The following is an 18,325-nucleotide window of genomic DNA, read 5'->3' as shown; positions in this document are numbered from 1 at the left end:
TCATTCCAAGCCTTCCCGCAGAGCACGGTTCGCCCAGGCCTCGGCTCGTTCGAGGAGGGCCTGCCGATGGAGCGCGCCAAAAGCACCGTCGACCGCACCCAGCGCCGCTTCAAGCGCGGTCACAATGTCACGCGGGGGCAGTCGGACGCCACGCTCATAGTCGCCCAGGTTACTGTGGGATGATAACCCGACCCGACGCGCGAGTTCCCGCTGCGACAAACCGCTGGCCAGCCTCTGCCGCCGAATCTCCACCCCAAGGAGTACGACGACCGGTAGCCGCACCGGCTGTTCCATCGGGGGCTGAGATGAAATCTCCAATGCGGAGACTACTACATCCGCCGAACTATCTGGGGGACGACTACCGAACAGAGGTTCCTGATTTTTCACGGAAGCCCTCCAACACGGAATTGCGCCGCGGCGACACGCTACGACACCGATTTACGCGGCGGGTACATCATCAACTAGCGGAGAAGATATCAGACAAACCAATCGACGTCATCAGATGTCCGGAACACCGGCCGACGGCATCCGCGCGTACCTGCTGGAATCCCCACCGACGGGCACGCGATCGTTGTTCCTCTCGCACGCCCGGAGACCTCCGGAGAGACCGGCTTCCGAGCAAGGCCTCATTGGGATGACCTGCGGTCATCCCAATGAGGCGAGCAGGCGGGGGCCGATTTCGGTGATCGTCCCGGCGCCGAGCGTCAGGAGCAGGACGCCGTCCGGTGCGGCCGACAGGCTCACCCGCAGGTCGGTCGCGAGTCGATCGGCCAGCTCCTCCCATGGCACGTAGTACGTCGTCTCCGGAACGAAGATCTTCTTGGCGAGATCGCTGGCGTGCAGGCCCAGCGTGTCGTGCTCGCGGGCCGCGTAGATGTCGGTGACGTACACCCGGTCTGCGTCGACGAACGCATCGGCGAAGTCGTCCATCAGAGCGGCCAGCCGACTGAAGGTGTGCGGCTGCACGGCCACCCACACCCGTCGCGAGCCGGCACGCTGGCAGGCCGCGGCGAGCGTCGCCCGGATCTCGGTCGGGTGATGGGCGTAGTCATCGACGATCTCCAACGGGCCGTGACGATCCGTCGGGGCCACCACGCCGACCAGCTCGAACCGGCGAGCCGCACCCGTGTAGGTCGCAAGTGCCGCGAGCGCCTCCGCCGTGGCGACACCCAGCTCGGACGCGACAGCAAGCGCCGCAAGCGCGTTCAGGACGGTGTGGACGCCCGGCAACGCGAGCGTGAGCGTCCCGACGTCACGGCCGTCCCGGCGCACGGTTGCGCGGACGCCTCCGCCCGGCGTCGCGCCCAGGCCCACCGCCCGCCAGCTCCGGTCGGGTTCGAGGCCGTAGTCGACGACCCTCGCGTGCGGCTCGGGTAGCCCGGCCAGCACCGTGGCGACGCCGGGATGGTCACCGCAGACCACCAGCGTTCCGCCCGGCCGGACCCGCGACGCGAAGGCGGTGAACGCCGCGCGTACGGCGTTTTCGTCCGGGAAGAGGTCGGGATGCTCCCACTCGACGTTGGTGATGACGGCGAGTGCGGGATCGAGGTTCTCGAACGCCCCGCCGTACTCGTCGGCCTCCAGGACGAACACCCGACCGGCCCCGACCAGTGCGTTGCCGCCGAGCTGGCCCACCTCCGCGCCGATGACCGCGGTCGGGTCGATGCCCGCGGCGCGCAGCACCAGCGCGAGCATCGCGGATGTGGTGGTCTTGCCGTGCGAGCCGGCGACCGCGACCAGGTCGTGGCCGGCGGTCAGCTCCGGCAGCCACTCGCTGCGACGGCGGATCGGGATGCCCAGGCGGCGTGCGGCCACGAGCTCGGGATGACCGTCGGGCAGCGCGCTGGAGGCGACCACCACGTCCACGCCGTCGAGCTCCGCGTCCAGCACGCCCACCTCGGTGACGGTCCCCACCCGTACCCGGGCGCCGGCCGCGCGCAGGGCGTCCAGGCGGGGGGCGTCCTGGGCGTCACTGCCGCTGACCACTCCGCCGCGGGCAAGATGGATGTGGGCGAGCGCGGACATACCCGCCCCCGCGATTCCGAGGAAGCGCACGTGCTGAGAGTTCTCACGGGTCACGACAGGCAGTGAACACCACGCCCGGTCCTGATTCCCCACGGCCACGCCCGCCCAACGCCGCTCCACGCACCCGTCGCTACACTGAAGATCGGATACTGCTCGGGCATGCGATGGGAGATCGGCATGACGGTCGTGCGTCCGACGTCCCCGCTGCTGGTCCGACTACCCGGGCGGGCACTCACGCTGGACGACGTGAGCGAGCTGGCCGCGGCCGACGAACTGCATCGCTACGAACAACCTGCTGGTCATGCCACCGGCCGACGCGGAGCACGCCGCGCTGATCACGCGGGTCGTGGTCTGGCTCGTCGCCAACGGGCATAGCGCCGACCGGGTACTGGCCACCCCCGGCCTCCGTATCACCGAATCCTCCAGCGGCCGAAGCCCTGACATCCTCGTTCTCCGCCGCCCGGCCCCACGGGGCGCCGTGTGGATCGACCCGATCGACACGCTGCTCGTGGTGGAGGTCGTCTCCCCGGGATCGGAGAACCTGGACCGTATGATCAAACCGGGCGAATACGCCCGCGCCGGGATTACCCGGTTCTGGCGGGTCGAACGCGACGGCGGCCCGGCTCGCCACTACGGAGGTCAGCCGGGCAGTGACGCGCGTTCGGCGAGGACGCGCAGAAGCTCACCGCCGAGCAGGGTCACATCACCCGCACCGACGGTGAGAACCAGGTCGCCCGGGCGGACGAACGCCGCAACCCGGCCCGCCGCGGCCGACCAGGACGGCTCGTAGACGACCCGGTCGGCGGGCAACGGCACCCGGGAGGCGATCATCGCGCCGCTGACACCGGGGATCTGGCGCTCCCCCGCGCCGAACACGTCCATCACCACCACCGCGTCGGCGAGGGCAAGGACGGCCCCGAACTCGGACGCGAAAGCCGCCGTCCTGCTGTACAGGTGGGGCTGGAAGGCGACCACGACGCTGCCGCCGTCGGCGATGTCGTGGGCGGTCCGCAACACCGATCTGATCTTGGTTGGATGGTTGGCGTAGTCGTCGATCACCCGGATGCCGTCGACGGTGCCCTTGGACTCGAAGCGGCGGCGCACGCCCGCGAACCCCTTGAGCCCTTCCAGCAGGCCGGCTGCGGGCAGGCCGAGCTCAAGGCCTGCAGCCAGTGCCCCGGCAGCGTTCAACAGGTTGTGCCGACCGGGGACCTGCAGGGTGAGCTCTCCCAGGCGCCTGCCCCGGACGACCACCTCACAGGTCGATCCGGTGGGCGAGATCATGGGAAGTTCCACCCGGACGTTGGCGTCCGCCGACTCGCCGTAGGTGGTGACCCGCGGGGCCTTGGCGCCTTCCCGTTCTCCCAGCGCGGCGACGAGCCTGGCCGCCCCCGGGTCGTCCAGGCAGGCCACCACGAAACCATCCGGGTCAACCCCGTCGACGAACCGCGTGAACGCGATGTCGATGTCCTCCGGCCGGCGGTAGTAGTCGAGATGGTCTGCTTCGACGTTGGTGACGACCGCCGCGAAGGGCTCGAGGAACAGGAATCCGCCGTCGCTCTCGTCGGCCTCGGCGATGAAGATCTCGCCCGATCCGGCATGCGCGTTGGAACCGGCCTCGTTGATGTCACTTCCAATCATGAACGACGGGTCGGCTCCGCAGGCCTGCAACGCGACGGTGGCCATCAGGGTGGTCGTCGTCTTCCCATGGGTTCCGGCGACGGCCAGCCCGCGGAAGCCCCGCATCAGCGCGGCGAGCGCGGCGGACCTGGAGACAACGCACAGACCACGCTTTTTCGCTTCCTCAACCTCCGGGTTCCCGTCCGGAATGGCCTGAGAGAAGATCAACGTTCGGGCGTCACCGAGATGGCCGGGATCGTGGCCGATCGCGACCTGGGCGCCGAGCGCCCGCAGCGCGGCCAGCCGGCGCGAGTCCCTGGCGTCGCTTCCGGACACGTACGCACCACGCCGCAGCAGCAACCGAGCAAGGCCGCTCATGCCCGCCCCGCCGATACCGACAAGGTGAACACGGTCGAACTCGTCCGGTAGGGCCGGAGCTGTCACAGTGACATCTTGCCCCATCCCTCGCCCCGTACCGGGTTCAGCGGGCCGCGTGGCGTGCCGGTTGTCGCCGCCGGGACGCCCCGGCCTCCCGGATCATCGAAACGATCACATCCACGGCATCGGGATGTCCGGTACCGGCGCATGCCGCCGACATCTTCGCCAGCCGCTCGGCCGAGGTCAGGACGGGTAGCAACTCCTCGAACACCCACTCCGCGCAGAGCGCGGCATCCTCGATCATGAGGCCACCACCGGCTTCGACGGTGGGCAGGGCGTTGCGTCGCTGCTCACCGTTGCCATGCGGGAGTGGAACATAGGCGGCGGGCAAGCCGACGGCGGCCAGCTCCGCGCAGGTCATCGCGCCGGAACGACACAGGGCCATGTCCGCCGCCGCGTACGCGGACGCCATGTGGTCCAGGTAGGGACGCACGACATAAGGTGCGGCCAGGTCCGGCGGCAGTGCCGCGAGCACCGTGTCGGCGTTCTTGGGCCCGGCCGCGTGCAGGACCTGCACCCCGCCCGCCGTGATCTCCCGGGCTGCCGCGCTGATGACGTCGTTGATCCGCCGGGCCCCCTGGGAACCGCCGAAGACCAGCAGCGTCGGGCGGCGCGGGTCGAGCCCGTAACTGATCCGCGCGGCCCGCGCCGCGGCCGGGGACCGGTCGAGCTTCAGGATCTCCGGGCGCAGCGGGATGCCGACAAGCCGGCCGCCGCGCAGCGGCGTACTCGGATAGGACACCGCGACAAAGGGCGTGAACCGGGCGCCGATCCGGTTCGCGACCCCCGGCAGCGGATTCGCCTCGTGGACGACGATCGGGATGCCCGCCCGCCGCGCCGCGAGATAGGCGGGGACGGACACGTACCCACCGAAGCCCACCACCACGTCCGCGCGCACCCGCAGCAGCGTCGCCGACGCCTGGCCGACCGCCCCGGCGAGCCGGCCCGGCACGGTCAGCAGGGACGGCGTGGGCTTGCGGGGCAGCGGCACCTTCGGCACCGTCGCCAGCTCGTACCCGCGGGCCGGCACGAGCCTCGCCTCCAACCCGGACTCCGTCCCCAGCAGGGTCAGACGAATCCGCGGGTCGGCGGCCCGCAGGGCGTCCGCGACGGCCAGCGCCGGTTCGACATGGCCCGCCGTGCCACCGCCGGCGAGCACCACACTCCTCAGCATCGCTGACGACGATGGCACACCTCAGTAGTGGATCGCCCCCCGGGTCCCGCCACCAGCCGCGATGACCTCACCGTTGATGGCAACGCTCACCGAAGACGCGAGGAATGTCACGACTGCCGCCACCTCGTCCGCGGTCACGATCCGGCCGATCGACACGGTCCCGGTGAAGGCGGCGAACCGCCGCGGGTCCTCGGCGGTCAGAGCGGCCAGACTCTCGGTGAGCGTCGCACCGGGATGCACGACCGTGACGTTGATGCCGTGGGGGCCGAGCTCGTCCGCTTCGGGCGGGTCACCTTCGCGGCGTGGCCAACGCGACCGACCGCCTGACCGGCTTCCGGAAGGCTCCCGGGTCCCCCGGTCGTTCCCATCTCCCGCCGCGGCGATGCCGATACCGCGCAGCCGCGGCATGAGGAGCACCGTCATGCCCGTCGAGTTCATCGGAATGACATCGGTACCCGCGGGCGCTTCGAATACCGAAGGGACGTGACTATGAGTGTGACCATACCGGCCTCGCGGGAGGCTGGAGTACCGGTACGGACCGGCCCTGACACACCGGCGGTGGGTATCTTCCTGTCGCCGCTGTGGGGCGCCGGTATCCGGCACGCGCTTGACGAGGCACTCGCCGACCAGGTCGACATCGAGATCATCGAGATTCCGGACGAAGGGGAACCTGCCCGCCAGCCACGGATCCTGGTGACAGGCCCAGGGATGCAGGCCGCGGCGCCCCCGGCCTGGTTCGCCGGGGTCGACTGGGTGCACAGCGTCTCGGCCGGGGTCGACAGCTTCCCGTCCTGGGTGCTGGAACGACACACCGTGACGTGCTCCCGCGGGATCCACGCCACGCAGATCAGCGAGTGGGTGATCGCCGCGCTGCTCACCGAAACCCGGGTCGATCCGTGGATCAGCGCTCCGGTGGACCGTTTCCAGCCACCGCAAGGCGGCCTGCTCGCCGGTTCGACGCTGGGGATCGTCGGTTTCGGCGAGATCGGGCAGGCCGTGGCCCGCAAGGCCCTCGCTCTTGAGATCGATGTCGTGGCGGTCCGGCGGCGGGACCGGCCAAGCCCGGTGGACGGTGTCCAGCTACTGCCCGACCTCCCGAGCCTGCTCGCGGTGAGTGACGCGGTGCTGCTCAGTGCCGCGTCCACACCCGAAACCCACCACCTCATCGACGCCGCCGCGCTTGCCCGGGTGAAGCCCGGCGTGCACCTGCTGAACATCGCCCGCGGCACTCTCGTCGACCAGGACGCGCTGCGGGACGCGCTCGACGGCGGACAGGTCCGGGCTGCGAGCCTCGACGTGACCACGCCGGAACCGCTACCGGCCGGGCACTGGCTGTTCGACCACCCGCGGGTACGGATCAGCCCACATGTCTCGGGCTGGTCTCCGCGCCTGGAACGCCGGATCGCCGAGCGGTTTCGGGAGAACCTGCTGCGCTACCGCGCCGGGCAGCCGCTGGTTGGGCTGGTCGACCCCGTCCTCGGCTACTGACCCGCCGCGGACGGTACCTGTCTGTCAGGCCTGCTGGCCGAGCGCGGCCGTGGCCGCGTCGGCCAGCCGGCGGGCGGCGAGTTCCAGGCGTTCCGGGGAACTGCCCGCGAACGACATCCGCATGGTCGCGGGGTCCGGATGGTGCACGGCGAACTGCGGGCCGGACACGTAGCTCACCCCCCGGCGGACCGCCGCGTCGAGAAGATCGTCCGCGGACAGACCCGGCGCGACGACCCGCCCCCAGACGAACAGCCCACCGGCCGGGTCGTTGACCTCCAGCACCCCGGGCAGGTGGGCGGCGACGGCCGCGCGCAGGGCGGCGCACCGCTGCCCGTACACACCCGGCAACCTCGCCAGATGCTCGTCGAACCAGGCGTCCCGGCCGAGCAGCTCGACCAGGGCGTACTGCATCAGCGTCGAGGTGTGCAGGTCCGACCAGCGCTTCGCGCGGACCACCGCGTCCGCGAGCGCGGGCGGCACCACGACCCAGCCGGCACGCAGGCCCGGTCCGAGCGTCTTCGAGAACGACCCGATGGTAATCACATGATCGCTGTAGGCGGCGACCGGTGGTACCGGATCACCACGGAACCGCAGCGCGGTGTACGGCTCGTCCTCGGCCACCACGAATCCGTACCGCTCGGCCAGGTCCGCGAGCTTCCGCCGCCGGACGTCGCTGAGCGTGGCCCCGGTCGGGTTGTGGAAGGTCGCGACCGTGTAGACGAGCTTGGGGCGCAGGCCGCCTTCCAGCCGCTCAGCGAGCGCGTCGACGTCCAGGCCGTCGTCGTCCACGGGAATCGAGAGGAACTCCGGCTGGTACATCTCCAGGCAGTGCAGCGAACCCGGGAACACCGGCTCGTCGATGGCCACCAGATCACCGGGGTCGAGCAGGGCACGGGCGATGACGTCGAGCCCCTGGAGCCCCCCGGCGGTCACCACGACCTGGCTCGCCGCGACCGACCGCCCCCGTTGCAGCGACGCCCGCCCGGCGATCCAGGCACGCAGCACGGGAAGACCCTCCGCGGCGGAGTACTGCAGGGCGGTCGTTGCCAGCCTCGACGTCGTCACCCGCATCACCGCCTCGCCGATCTCCGCGGCGGGCAGCGTCTCCCCGGCGGGCAGGCCCCCAGCCAGGGAGATGACGTCGCTGACATCGCCGAGCCGCAGCGGGTCGCGCATCACCCACGTCCCGACCTCACCCATCCGACGGGCAAGCGGCACCGGTCCCGGAAGGATCGCCTCGACCGACTCGTCGCTCATCGCCCAGTCCTTTCCTCGGCCTGGATGCCGGACCACCCACCGTCACGCCCAGCCGGTGCCGGTGTGGCGCGCCGGGTCAGGAGCCGCCGTACCGCAGGGCCGCGATGTTGAGCGGTCGGTCCCCCGGCTCGGGCGCGGCGGGATCTGGACCGGCGCCGGATACACCACGTTCGTCGGAAGGTACCCCGCAGGACGCGGACCGTGGCACCGGCCCGGGTACGTCCCTGCCCGATGCCATCCCCGGTGGACGGGGGACGCCCAGGACCTCGAACGCCGCGGCGAAGATCGGCCCCATCCGCCAGCTCTCGTTGGAGTGCATGTGGCGCCACCGGCCCCGCCCGGAGTCCCGGCGATACTGGCCGGGCCAGTCCGTGGCGGCGATCTCGGCTTCGCCGACCTCGACCGGGCCCTCGCAGTCCGGGTCGACGAACAGCGCGTCCACCGGGCAGTAGATCTCACACATGAAACACGTCTGGCAGTCGCTCTGCCGGGCGATCACCGGCACGCCACCGGGTACCGCGTCGAAGACGTTGGTCGGGCAGACCCGCACGCAGATGTTGCATGTGGTGCATCGGTCGGCGAGCACAAGTTCGATCATGAGGCGATCCCCTCGGTGACGTCGGCGAGCCTGCTCGGGGGCATGGTCGAGCCGGGTGTAGACCCGGTCCGGCCAGCACGGTGTCACAGGCTGGTTCGTCCCAGGTACCACCGGGGCTCCTCGTTCAGGCCGCGCACGGTCCCCGGGCACGGGAAAGGTTCTGGGGATGGGGATGGGGACGGGCAGAAAATGGGGATGGAATCCTTACCCGGTCACCGGCGACACCCAACGGGTAACCCTGTCCGATAACCCGCGCGGAGGGTCACCACCACACGCGGACCAGACCGAGAAAGGACCGAAGAAAAGCGGTATCGGTCAGCACCGTCAGCGACCGAAAGACCGGGGGTGGAAACCGCCTAACGACACAGACAACTACTGCTGCGCGCGAAATCCACGCAGCGTCGTCGCATCAGACGCATTCCGATTGACACGTGAACTACTTTTTCCCACAGGCGTCTGTGCGTCAAGATGCCGGATACACCTCACATCCGCGATACCGGCCGCGACACGGAACCGCCCTATCCTCGGGCGCTCTTACCCGCCTGGGAACGACGGCGCCAACGACCGGAACGGGTCTCCTCCCGGGCGTCTCGTCGCAGTGCCGTCCGGGCACTGATCAGCGCGGCAGCCGCGGGTTCGTGCCGGGCGAACGAGAGCAGCATGCCGACCGTGAGCATCGTCGGGACCAGCGCGGAGCCGCCGAAGGACACCAGCGGGAGCGGGATCCCAGTGATCGGGAGCAGGCCCACCACCGCGCCCATGTTGACCATCGCCTGGCCGAGGATCCACCCGGTGGCCGCGGCGGCGGCAAGCTGGACGAACGGGTCGGTGCTGCGGTGGGCGACCCGGATGCCGGCGTACCCGAGAACGGCGAAGAGGATGACGACGACCAGTGTGCCGCACAGGCCGAGCTCCTCACCGAGGATGGCGAGGATGAAGTCGGTGTGGGCGTTGGGGAGCAGGCCGGGCCACTTCTCCCGGGACGCGCCGAGCCCCTCTCCCCACCAGCCGCCCGAGGCCAGCGCGTACAGGCCCTGCACCGCCTGGAATCCGGTGTTGTTCTCGTCGGCGAACGGATCGCGGTAGGACAGCAGCCGCTCGAGCCGGTAGGGCTCGGTCACGGCCAACAGAGTGCCGGCCAGCAGAATCGCACCGCCGATCGAGGCGAACACCCGCAGCGGCGTTCCGACCACCCACAGGAGGGTGAACAGGATCGTGAGCACCACGATCGCGGTTCCCATGTCCGGCTCAAACATGATCATGACGCAGATCAGCAGAGCGCCCGGGACGAGCGGGACCAGCAGGTGCTTCCAGTTCCCCAGCAGCCTGCGTTTGCGCACCAGCAGGTCGGCGCCCCACAGCACCAGACCGAGCTTCGCGATCTCGCTGGGTTGCAACGTGTACGGCCCGAGCCCGATCCAACGCTGGGCGCCGTAGGCCGAAACGCCGATCCCCGGTACCAGGACGACCACCAGCAGCACCAGCGCCACGACGAGGACCGGGTAGGCCAGCAGCCGAAACACCCGCACGGGCAGCCGGCTGGCCAGCACGAGCAGGGGCAAGCCGATACCCACCCAGGTGGCCTGCCGGGCGAACACGGCATAGGAGGAGCCCAGCTCGTCATAGGACCGCACGCTGGAGGCGGAGAGCACCATGACCAGTCCCAGCGCCAGCAACAGGCCCGCCGAGGACAGCAGAAGGTAGTAGGACGCCAGCGGCCGGGCCAGCACGGGCACCCGGACGTCGTCGAGAAGGCGCTCGCCCGGTCCGGGCTTTTCCGGCTTTCCGGACGTGACGGACACGCCGGACGCGGGCGTACCCGCCCCGGTCGCGTCGGTCATGCCGACACCACCCGCCAACGCTGCGACTCCCCCTCCCCGAACAGGTGCCACCATCACGATCATCTTGCCGTGCCCAGCACAGTCACCAGGACAATGTCACCTGGTCGGGGCCATCCCGCCGCCGGGGCCATCCCGCCGCCGGGGTCGCCCGGTCGCCGGGCCATCCGGTTGCCGGGGTCGCCCGGTCGGGCAGGCGGGGTCACCGCCTCCCCGCATGGTCCACGACACCGGCCCGCCCGACCGGCACATCGGGGGCGTGTCGGGCAAGCGCGGTGGCCGTCCCATCGAGGAGGAGACTCCCACCATGTCCAACCAGGTGCTGACCATTCTGCGCGACGCGGTCGACGCCACCTGTGTGCTGACCGACCCGGACGTCATGACCGGCTATGTCCGGGACTGGACCGGCCGTTTCGTCGGACGGACGGCCGCGGTCGTGCGGCCGGCGAACACCGCCCAGGTGGCGGCTGTCGTCCAGGCGTGCGCACAGCACGAGGTTGCGCTGGTGCCCCAGGGGGGCAACACCGGGCTTGCCGGCGGCGGCGTGCCGACCCGCGGTGAGATCCTCCTGAGCCTGCGTGGACTCTCCGACATCCTCCAGGTCGACGTCGCGGCCGGGCAGGCCACCGTCGGCGCGGGGGTACCCGTGGGTGTGCTGCGCGAGGCCGCGTCCGCCGCGGGTCTCGGCTATGGCGTGGACCTCGCGAGCCGCGACAGCGCCACGGTCGGTGGAACGGTCGCGACGAACGCGGGTGGTCTGCGGGTGCTGCGGTACGGAGACACCAGAGCCCAGCTGCTCGGGGTGGAGGCCGTCCTCGGTGACGGCAGCGTCGTGTCCCACCTCGCGGGCCTTGCCAGGGACAACACCGGCTACCACCTGCCGTCCCTGCTCGCCGGCAGCGAGGGCACCCTCGGCGTGGTCACGGCCGTACGGGTCCGGCTCACCCCGGCCACCCGGGCGCGGGCCGTGGGCCTGATCGGCCTGGCGTCCGTGCCGGATGCCGTCGCCGCGGCATCCCTGCTGCGTAACGGTCTGCCCGGCCTTGCCGCGGCCGAGCTCATGCTCCCACCCGGAATAGATCTTGTGATGCGGGCGTGCCGCCTTTCCCCGCCGCTGCGCGGGACGCACGCGGCGTACCTTCTTGTCGAGGTCACCGGGGACGCCCCGGGCGAGGACGGCGCAGGCGGGAACGGACCCCTCGACATCCTGGCGGACGCGGTCGCCGGCCTACCGGGCGTCGCCGACGCCTCGCTCGCGGATGACCGACCCGGCCGCGAGGCCCTGTGGGCCTACCGGGAACGGCACACCGAATCGATCAATACCTGTGGGACGCCGGTGAAGATGGACGTCACCGTGACGCCCGACGCGCTGCCCTCGTTCGTCGAGGCGGTACCCGCCGCGGTCAGGGCCGTCGCGCCGGAGGCGAGCACCTGGCTGTTCGGACACGTCGCCGAGGGGAACGTGCACGTCAACGTCACCGGTGCCGCAGGCGTAGGTGAACGGGTCGAGGACACCGTCTTCCGCCTCGTCGCCGAGCGCGGTGGCAGCATCAGCACCGAGCACGGGATCGGGACGGCCAAGCGACGCTGGCTGCCACTGAACCGCTCCCCCGCCGAGATCGCCGCGTTCCGCCGGATCAAGCAGGCCCTGGACCCCGCGGGCATCCTGAACCCGAACGTCCTGCTCCCTGCGCTCTGACGGCGGTCACCGCGTTACCACGGCATCCTGTCACAGAATGCGACAGCCTTCCATGGCGAGCGCGAAGGCGGCCCCGCGCTCGCGGTAGTCGCGGAACCTCCCGAAGCTCGGCGCGGCCGGCGAGAGAAGGACGACTCCGTCGGGTCTCGCCCAGCGGTAGGCCTCGACCACGGCACCGGTGAGGTCGTCGGTGTCCACGGATGTGACGCGCGGGCCGGCGCCGGCCTCATCGACCTGGCGCCGGATGTCCGGGCCGTTGTCGGGCACCGTGACCAGCAGGGTGTCCATCGTCCGGGTGCGCAGGCCGACCGCCAGCGGATGGTAGTCGATCCCACGGCTGTGACCGCCGACGATGAGGGCGATCCGCCGGTCGCCGAAGGCGTCGACGGCGGCGAGCGTCGGCAGGACGTTCGTCGAGAGGTTGTCGTCGACGAAGCTGACACCATCCACCACACCGATCAGCTTCAGCCTGCTGTCCAGCCCGGCGAACCCGTCGGCGGCGGCGCGCAGCTTGTCGTCGTCGTACGCCTCGGGCACGCCGAGCGCCCGCAGGCCGGCCCTGGCGATCGCCGCGTTACGCCGGTTGTGGACACCGAGCAGCCCCAGCGGTCGGCTCCAGCCCGTGTCGGACCCAGCGTCGGACCCGGCGTCGGACCCGGCGTCGGCGTGCACCCACTGCACCCTCGGACCCAGCAGTCCCCGGCGGACGCGGATCAGGTCGCTGTCACCGTTGGCGATGGTCAGGTCCGCACCTGGCTGGGAGCAGGCGGACAGCTTGTCCCGGAAGTACGTCGCCAGGTCCCCGTCATGCCATGGCAGATGATCAGGATGCAATGACGTGACCGCGACCACCGGCGGGGAGCACGCCAGGTCGGTCGCCTGATAGCTGGACACCTCGATGACCCAGAAGTCGTACTCGCCGACGATCCGAGGGTCCTGCGGCGGCACGCCGATGTTGCCCGCGACCAGGCATCGGTAGCCGAGCCGACCCAGCAGGTGCCCGGCCACGGCCGAGGTCGTGCTCTTGCCCTTGGTTCCGGTCACGCACAGCACCTTCGACCGGTCCGCGTCGGCCAGCCACAGGCCCACGCCCCCGACGACGGGGATGCCACGGCGCTCGAGGTAGCGGACGGTCTCGCCGTACCGTGAGATCCCGGGCGCCTTGACCACGACGTCGCAGCGGGCCAGGGCCGCGAGCCCCCCACCGGCGTTCACGAGGACCTCCCTGCCCTCGATCGGGGCATGTCCCGAGGCATCGTCGACAAGCACCGGCTCGACCCCCAGGGCAAGGCAGGCTCGCAGGTTCGCCTCACCCTCACGACCGAGACCGTAGAGACCGACGGTACGGCCGGGCAGGTCAGACCAGGAGATCGTCGGGCGCATACCGGTCCGGTACGAAGTGTCGGCCGTGGGGCGCGAGCAGGTCCTCGGATGCCGGCTCGCCCGGCAGCGGGCCCAGCGCGCTCAGTACCGGTGAACCGGCCCGGTCGCCACGCGGGGTGGCGAGCAGGGTCGCGACGCGGCACTCGGTGACGTCACCGACGCATTCCCAGGGCTTGCTGTCCGCGGACAGGCCCAGCAGCGCACGGAAACGGTCGAGCAGCCGGATGTCGGCCAGTGGTTCATGACCGTCGAACACCCGCCGCAACGTCGACTCGTCCACGAACGGGGAGAGGATCAGATCGATGAAACAGCATTTGTCGCACTGCCCGCACCATCTGTCCAGCCGCCGCGCCGGGTCGATGTGAAAGGCCCGGTTGCAACTGCGGAAGTGGTCGAAATACCGGGGAAGCGCCGCGAAACGCCGGGCGATCCACAGTTCGGTGAACGGGCGCAACAGCGAGAAGTACTCCGGTCTTTCCCCGAAGGTCTCGGCGAGCACCACCCGGAAAGCGTTCTCGAACGCCTCGCTCTTGGAATACTGATGGTTGATGGACCGACCGTCGACCTCGACGGTGCCCACGGACGCCGACCACTCGTTGGACATCACGACGGCGTCGCGTCCGTCGAGGACGGCAGCCATGACCGCGATCGCCGAGAGGATCCCGGTGACCGGCACATGCCCGTTGAGGAAACCGAGTTCGGTGGAGCGCAGCACCTGGGAGTCGATGAGCCGCTCCGCCCGGACCACGGGCAGACCCGCGACCCGCGCGGGCCGTTCGATGGCGTCGAAACGGTCCCCGGGTCGGTTGACGACGAACAGCGCCGGATCCTTCGCCAGCGGCCGGACCAGCTCCACGCTGACGATGGAGTCCACGCCACCACCGAACGGCAGCAGCGGCCGGCCCTCGTCGCAGTTCACGGCCACCGGTCCCGACCGCTCCAGCCGAGGGCCGACGATCCGCACGTCAGAAAGATCGAGGTTGTTGCGGTGGGCGAACTCGCCAAGACCCTCGAGGTAGAACTCACGCAGGAACGCCCGCTCGGCATCCGTCACGGCGATGTCGCCGAGGTCGATGACCGGCGGGGCCGCCGACTTGTAGTACGAGACCGCGGCCAGCAGGAACACCAGCCGCGCCGCCTCGGCAACCGCAGGGGCGGTCCAGTCCCCCCCGCCGGGGAACGTCACGTCCTCGCGGAACTCCCGCCCGTCGAGCCGGTAGCGGCACATGAGCCGGTGACGGGAGGCGTCGATGTCGTAGCCGACGTACCGGAAGCTCTCGCCGCGCCGGGGGGCCGACCGGGGGAACACGGTCATGGGGCATCCTTCCCTCGCAGGCGTGCCACGGCCGCGAAGCGCCCGCACGGGCTGCTCTGCGCACGGTGGCTGAAGAACGGCGTACCCGGGCCAGTGGCGGCGGCAGCGACGTGCACCTGATTCTCCGGCACACCCGCGGCGGTCAGAGCCAGCGTGTTGGCCCGCCACAGGTCGAAGGTCCACCTCCCGGGACCGTCCGGCCGGATCACCGTGTCGACCCGGTCGCCGAAGGCACCTCGGGCCGCCTCAGCGACATCAGCCCCGACCTGATAGTGGTCGGGGTGGATCGCGGGCCCGATACCGGCGACGATGTTCGCCGGGTCACTGCCCAGCCGCCGCATGGCTGCCACTGCGGCGGGGGCTACGCCGCGTACGGTGCCACGCCAGCCGGCGTGCGCGCACGCGAGCACGCCGGCCACCGGGTCGTGCAGGACGACCGGGACGCAGTCGGCCGCGAGGACGGCAAGGACGATGCCGGGGACCGTCGTCACAAGCGCATCGGTCAGTGGTAGCGCATTCGAGCCCGAGCGGGCACCACGACCACGGTGTTCACGGGTCACCACGGCCACGTCCGGCCCATGCGTCTGCTCGCAGAACACGAAATCGTCAAGGACTGCGCCCAGCGCGTTCGCCACTGTTGTCCGGTTCGCGAGAACGTGGCCGTCGTCATCCCCGACACGCAGACTCAGGTTGAGCGAGGCGTAACGCCCAGTGGACACGCCACCATGGCGTGTGGTGACGAAAGCATCGACCAACCGGTCGTCAAAGGCTGGCCAGCGCAGTACGTCCAGGCCCGATCCGGTTGGCCGGACCTGCGCGTTCGCCACGCTGATGGTCATTACCCCCGACCTCCGCGGCTATCGGCTGCCAACGTCGCGCACCGCCCGTTCCCACTCGACGAATTGTCGACGAGAAGTCCCCGGATAACACCGGTAAACCGCACGAACTGCTTTCAGATGCACTTCCGCGGCCCGCCACCTTCCACGTTCAGGATACACATCAGGAACCGCCGTGCGAGAGAAACTCCGCATAGAAAAGTCCAAGTCCGAATGCGACGGCGAGTCCGGACACGATCCAGAAACGGATGATGACCGTGGTCTCCGGCCACTCCGCCAACTCGAAGTGGTGGTGGATCGGCGCCATGTTGAAGACCCGTTTCCTGGTGGCCTTGAAGAACGCGACCTGCAGAATCACCGACAGGGTCTCGACGACGAACAGCCCACCGAGGACGAACAGCAGCAGCTCGGTCCGGCTGACGATCGCGATGCTCGCGAACGCCCCACCGAGGGCCAGGGAACCGGTGTCGCCCATGAATATCTTCGCGGGGCTGGCGTTCCACCACAGGAACCCGAAACAGGCGCCCATGGCCGCCGCCGCGACCAGCGCCACGTCCAGCGGGTCACGGACGTAGTAGCAGCCAGGAGTCAGGGGACCCGGTTCACAGAGGTTGCCGAACTGCCAGAAGGAGATCACCACGTAGGCGCCGAAGACCATCGCCGAGGTGCCTGCGGCCAGGCCGTCCAGACCGTCGGTGAGGTTCACCGCGTTCGACGTCGCCGCAATGATTATCCATGCGAGCAGCGGGAAACCGATCAGGCCGATCGAGAAGTCGGTGTCCCGGACGATCGAGACGAACGTCGACCCCGGAAGGAGACCGCCCGCGTTCTTGAACCGGACGGCCAGTAGACCGAAGGCCAGCGCCACCGCGGCCTGTCCGGCGAACTTGGTCCTGGCCGTGAGCCCGAGGCTGCGCTGCTTACGGATCTTGATGTAGTCGTCGAGGAAACCCACCATCCCGAGGCCTGTCATGACCATCAGGACAAGCAGCCCGGACGCGGTGAAGCCCTTCGCCGTGATCAGATGCGCGCCGAAATAGCCGAGCAGCGTCGCCAGGATGATCACCGTACCGCCCATGGTGGGCGTGCCACGCTTGGTAAGGTGACTCGACGGTCCGTCCTCACGGATTTCCTGACCGTAACCCTGCCGGCGGAACAGCTTGATCACCGACGGGGTGCCGAGCAGCGACACCACCAGGGCCACCAGCGCGGCGACCAGTACACCTCTCACCCGTGCGCACCCCACTCGGCGGACGTATCGCCGTCCGCCAGTTCACCGGAGACCAGTTCCTTCACGACCCGCTCCAGCCCGAACGCGCGGGACGCCTTCACCAGCACGACGTCGCCCGGCTCCAACCGTTCCCGCAGCAGCTTCACGGCCGACTCGACATCGGGGACCCACACCGACTCCCCGGACCACGAGCCCTCCAGCGACGCACCCAGGTGTATCCGACGTGCCTCGGCGCCGACCACCACCAGCTGCTGCACACCGAGACGGACGATCAGGCGGCCGAGTGCGTCGTGCTCGTCGTCCGCGCCCGCGCCGAGCTCCCCCATGGCGCCGAGCACCGCCCAGGCCCGCCGGCCCCGGCTCATGTCGACCAGGGTCTTCAGCGCCGCCCGCATGGACTCCGGATTGGCATTGTAGGCGTCGTTGACGACGGTGACGCCCTCACCGGTCACCGTCACCTCCATCCGCCAGCGGCTACGGGCCCGCGCCTGCGACAGCACCGACGCCGTACGCCCCGGTGGGAGCCCGAGCCGGATCGCCACCGCCGCGGCCGCCAGCGCATTGGCCACCTGGTGCGCGCCGACCAGGTTCAGCATGACGGGATGACGCTCGCCGCCGGCCAGCAGGTCGAAGCGGGCCAGCCCGGAGTCCTCGACCCGCACCCCGACGGCCCGCACGTCCGCCCGGTCGCTCTCACCGAAGGTGATCACGCTACCGCGAGTGTGGGCTGCCATCGCCGCGACCAGCGGGTCGTCGACGTTTAGGACGGCAGCGGCGGAGGCGGCCCCGGCGAGCTCTCCCTTGGCTCGGGCGATACCGGCACGTCCGTCCGCGTACTCGCCCACATGGGCCGAACCGACGTTCAGCACGACCCCGATCTCCGGCCGGGCCAGCGCGCACAGGGCGGCGATGTGCCCGAGCCCACGGGCACCCATCTCCAGTGCGACGAACCTGGTGGCCGGCTCCAGGCGCAGCAGGGTGAGTGGCAGGCCGATCTCGTTGTTGAACGAGCCGGGCGCGGCCACGGTCGGCCCGAGCTCCGCCAGCAGGTCGGCGAGAAGATCCTTGGTGGTGGTCTTTCCCGATGATCCCGTCACCGCGACCACCGTCGCCGACGACCGGTTACGCACCTCGGCGGCGAGCGCGGCGAGCGCGGCGAGCGCGGCGAGCGGGTCGGTGACCACCACCGCCGGCACGCCGACCGGCCGTGTCGTGAGCACCGCGACCGCGCCGGCCCGCACCGCATCCGCGGCGAAGCCATGGCCGTCGACCCGGGCTCCGGTCAACGCGACGAACAGCGCACCGGGGGTGACCTGTCTTGAGTCGACGACGACGCCGGCGACCAGGGCATCCGGGTCGGGTACGGCGTCCAGCCTGCCGTTGGTGGTGGTAGCGACCTCGCGCAGGGACAGCATTATCACCA

Annotated in this window: 16 protein-coding genes and 1 pseudogene; 4 read left to right on the top strand and 13 right to left on the bottom strand. The window is 70.3% G+C overall.

Annotated features, from left to right (window positions below):
• Both NBW77_RS11525 and murC (NBW77_RS11520) read right to left on the bottom strand, forming a co-directional pair.
• Positions 1-282 carry a helix-turn-helix domain-containing protein gene (locus tag NBW77_RS11525; protein ID WP_165486194.1) on the bottom strand — a complete coding sequence of 94 codons (282 nt, stop codon included), beginning with the start codon at positions 280-282 and terminating at the stop codon, positions 1-3.
• A gap of 363 nt (positions 283-645) precedes the next feature.
• A complete protein-coding gene (gene murC, locus NBW77_RS11520) occupies positions 646-2,079 on the bottom strand; it encodes a UDP-N-acetylmuramate--L-alanine ligase (protein WP_131747422.1) in 1,434 nt (477 codons plus the stop codon).
• Between the two features lie 123 nt (positions 2,080-2,202).
• On the opposite strand from murC (NBW77_RS11520), the gene NBW77_RS11515 reads away from it, so the two are divergent.
• Together NBW77_RS11515 and NBW77_RS11510 are read left to right on the top strand one after the other, a co-directional pair.
• Positions 2,203-2,400, top strand: a complete 198-nt coding sequence (locus NBW77_RS11515) for a hypothetical protein (RefSeq protein ID WP_131747405.1) — start codon at positions 2,203-2,205, stop codon at positions 2,398-2,400.
• Positions 2,327-2,608: pseudogene (locus NBW77_RS11510) on the top strand (Uma2 family endonuclease); the annotation flags it as partial. The gene NBW77_RS11515 and the pseudogene NBW77_RS11510, both read left to right, overlap by 74 nt.
• Before the next feature lie 56 nt (positions 2,609-2,664).
• On the opposite strand, the gene murC (NBW77_RS11505) reads toward NBW77_RS11510, so the two are convergent.
• The 3 genes from murC (NBW77_RS11505) to NBW77_RS11495 are packed head-to-tail and all read right to left on the bottom strand — an operon-like array spanning position 2,665 to position 5,695.
• Positions 2,665-4,089, bottom strand: coding sequence for a UDP-N-acetylmuramate--L-alanine ligase (gene murC, locus NBW77_RS11505; protein ID WP_242605927.1), 1,425 nt, complete (start codon positions 4,087-4,089; stop codon positions 2,665-2,667).
• Between the two features lie 37 nt (positions 4,090-4,126).
• Positions 4,127-5,257 (bottom strand): undecaprenyldiphospho-muramoylpentapeptide beta-N-acetylglucosaminyltransferase, encoded by a 1,131-nt coding sequence (gene murG / locus NBW77_RS11500; RefSeq protein ID WP_131747408.1) that lies wholly within the window; start codon positions 5,255-5,257, stop codon positions 4,127-4,129.
• A gap of 21 nt (positions 5,258-5,278) precedes the next feature.
• Positions 5,279-5,695: an SDR family oxidoreductase gene (locus tag NBW77_RS11495; RefSeq protein ID WP_242605928.1), complete on the bottom strand. Its 417-nt coding sequence runs from the start codon at positions 5,693-5,695 to the stop codon at positions 5,279-5,281.
• Between the two features lie 51 nt (positions 5,696-5,746).
• Between NBW77_RS11495 and NBW77_RS11490 the strand changes: the two genes are divergently transcribed.
• Entirely contained in the window at positions 5,747-6,745 is a 999-nt protein-coding gene (locus tag NBW77_RS11490) for an NAD(P)-dependent oxidoreductase (protein WP_250279677.1), read from the top strand.
• A 24-nt stretch (positions 6,746-6,769) separates the two neighbouring features.
• Here NBW77_RS11490 and NBW77_RS11485 read toward each other — a convergent pair whose 3' ends face one another.
• From NBW77_RS11485 to ftsW, 3 genes are all read right to left on the bottom strand, one after another.
• On the bottom strand, positions 6,770-8,002 hold the full coding sequence (locus NBW77_RS11485) for an aminotransferase-like domain-containing protein (RefSeq protein WP_250279676.1): 1,233 nt from the start codon (positions 8,000-8,002) through the stop codon (positions 6,770-6,772).
• A gap of 76 nt (positions 8,003-8,078) precedes the next feature.
• Positions 8,079-8,600: a 4Fe-4S dicluster domain-containing protein gene (locus tag NBW77_RS22815; RefSeq protein WP_131747424.1), complete on the bottom strand. Its 522-nt coding sequence runs from the start codon at positions 8,598-8,600 to the stop codon at positions 8,079-8,081.
• 518 nt (positions 8,601-9,118) lie between these two features.
• The gene (gene ftsW / locus NBW77_RS11475) at positions 9,119-10,441 is read right to left on the bottom strand and encodes a putative lipid II flippase FtsW (protein WP_131747411.1); all 1,323 of its coding nucleotides are present in this window, start codon (positions 10,439-10,441) and stop codon (positions 9,119-9,121) included.
• Between the two features lie 304 nt (positions 10,442-10,745).
• On the opposite strand from ftsW, the gene NBW77_RS11470 reads away from it, so the two are divergent.
• Complete coding sequence (locus NBW77_RS11470) at positions 10,746-12,137, top strand: FAD-binding oxidoreductase (protein ID WP_131747425.1); 1,392 nt, start codon at positions 10,746-10,748, stop codon at positions 12,135-12,137.
• 30 nt (positions 12,138-12,167) lie between these two features.
• On the opposite strand, the gene murD is transcribed toward NBW77_RS11470, so the two are convergent.
• The 5 genes from murD to NBW77_RS11445 all read right to left on the bottom strand — a co-directional run bounded on the left by murD (position 12,168) and on the right by NBW77_RS11445 (position 18,323).
• Complete coding sequence (gene murD, locus NBW77_RS11465; RefSeq protein WP_131747412.1) at positions 12,168-13,520, bottom strand: UDP-N-acetylmuramoyl-L-alanine--D-glutamate ligase; 1,353 nt, start codon at positions 13,518-13,520, stop codon at positions 12,168-12,170.
• Positions 13,495-14,835, bottom strand: coding sequence for a MurL-like N-terminal domain-containing (locus tag NBW77_RS11460; protein WP_131747413.1), 1,341 nt, complete (start codon positions 14,833-14,835; stop codon positions 13,495-13,497). The genes murD and NBW77_RS11460 overlap by 26 nt, the downstream gene beginning before the upstream one ends.
• A complete protein-coding gene (gene pgeF / locus NBW77_RS11455; RefSeq protein ID WP_131747414.1) occupies positions 14,832-15,674 on the bottom strand; it encodes a peptidoglycan editing factor PgeF in 843 nt (280 codons plus the stop codon). The genes NBW77_RS11460 and pgeF overlap by 4 nt, the downstream gene beginning before the upstream one ends.
• A gap of 160 nt (positions 15,675-15,834) precedes the next feature.
• Positions 15,835-16,902, bottom strand: coding sequence for a phospho-N-acetylmuramoyl-pentapeptide-transferase (gene mraY, locus NBW77_RS11450; protein WP_131747415.1), 1,068 nt, complete (start codon positions 16,900-16,902; stop codon positions 15,835-15,837).
• Positions 16,899-18,323: a UDP-N-acetylmuramoyl-tripeptide--D-alanyl-D-alanine ligase gene (locus NBW77_RS11445; RefSeq protein WP_131747416.1), complete on the bottom strand. Its 1,425-nt coding sequence runs from the start codon at positions 18,321-18,323 to the stop codon at positions 16,899-16,901. The genes mraY and NBW77_RS11445 overlap by 4 nt, the downstream gene beginning before the upstream one ends.
• Between the last annotated feature and the right edge of the window lie 2 nt (positions 18,324-18,325).

This window comes from Frankia sp. Cppng1_Ct_nod, assembly GCF_920656135.1.
Lineage (GTDB): Bacteria > Actinomycetota > Actinomycetes > Frankiales > Frankiaceae > Protofrankia > Protofrankia meridionalis.
Note: the sequence above shows the minus strand (reverse complement) of the source record. Positions and strands in the feature narration are given on the sequence as shown.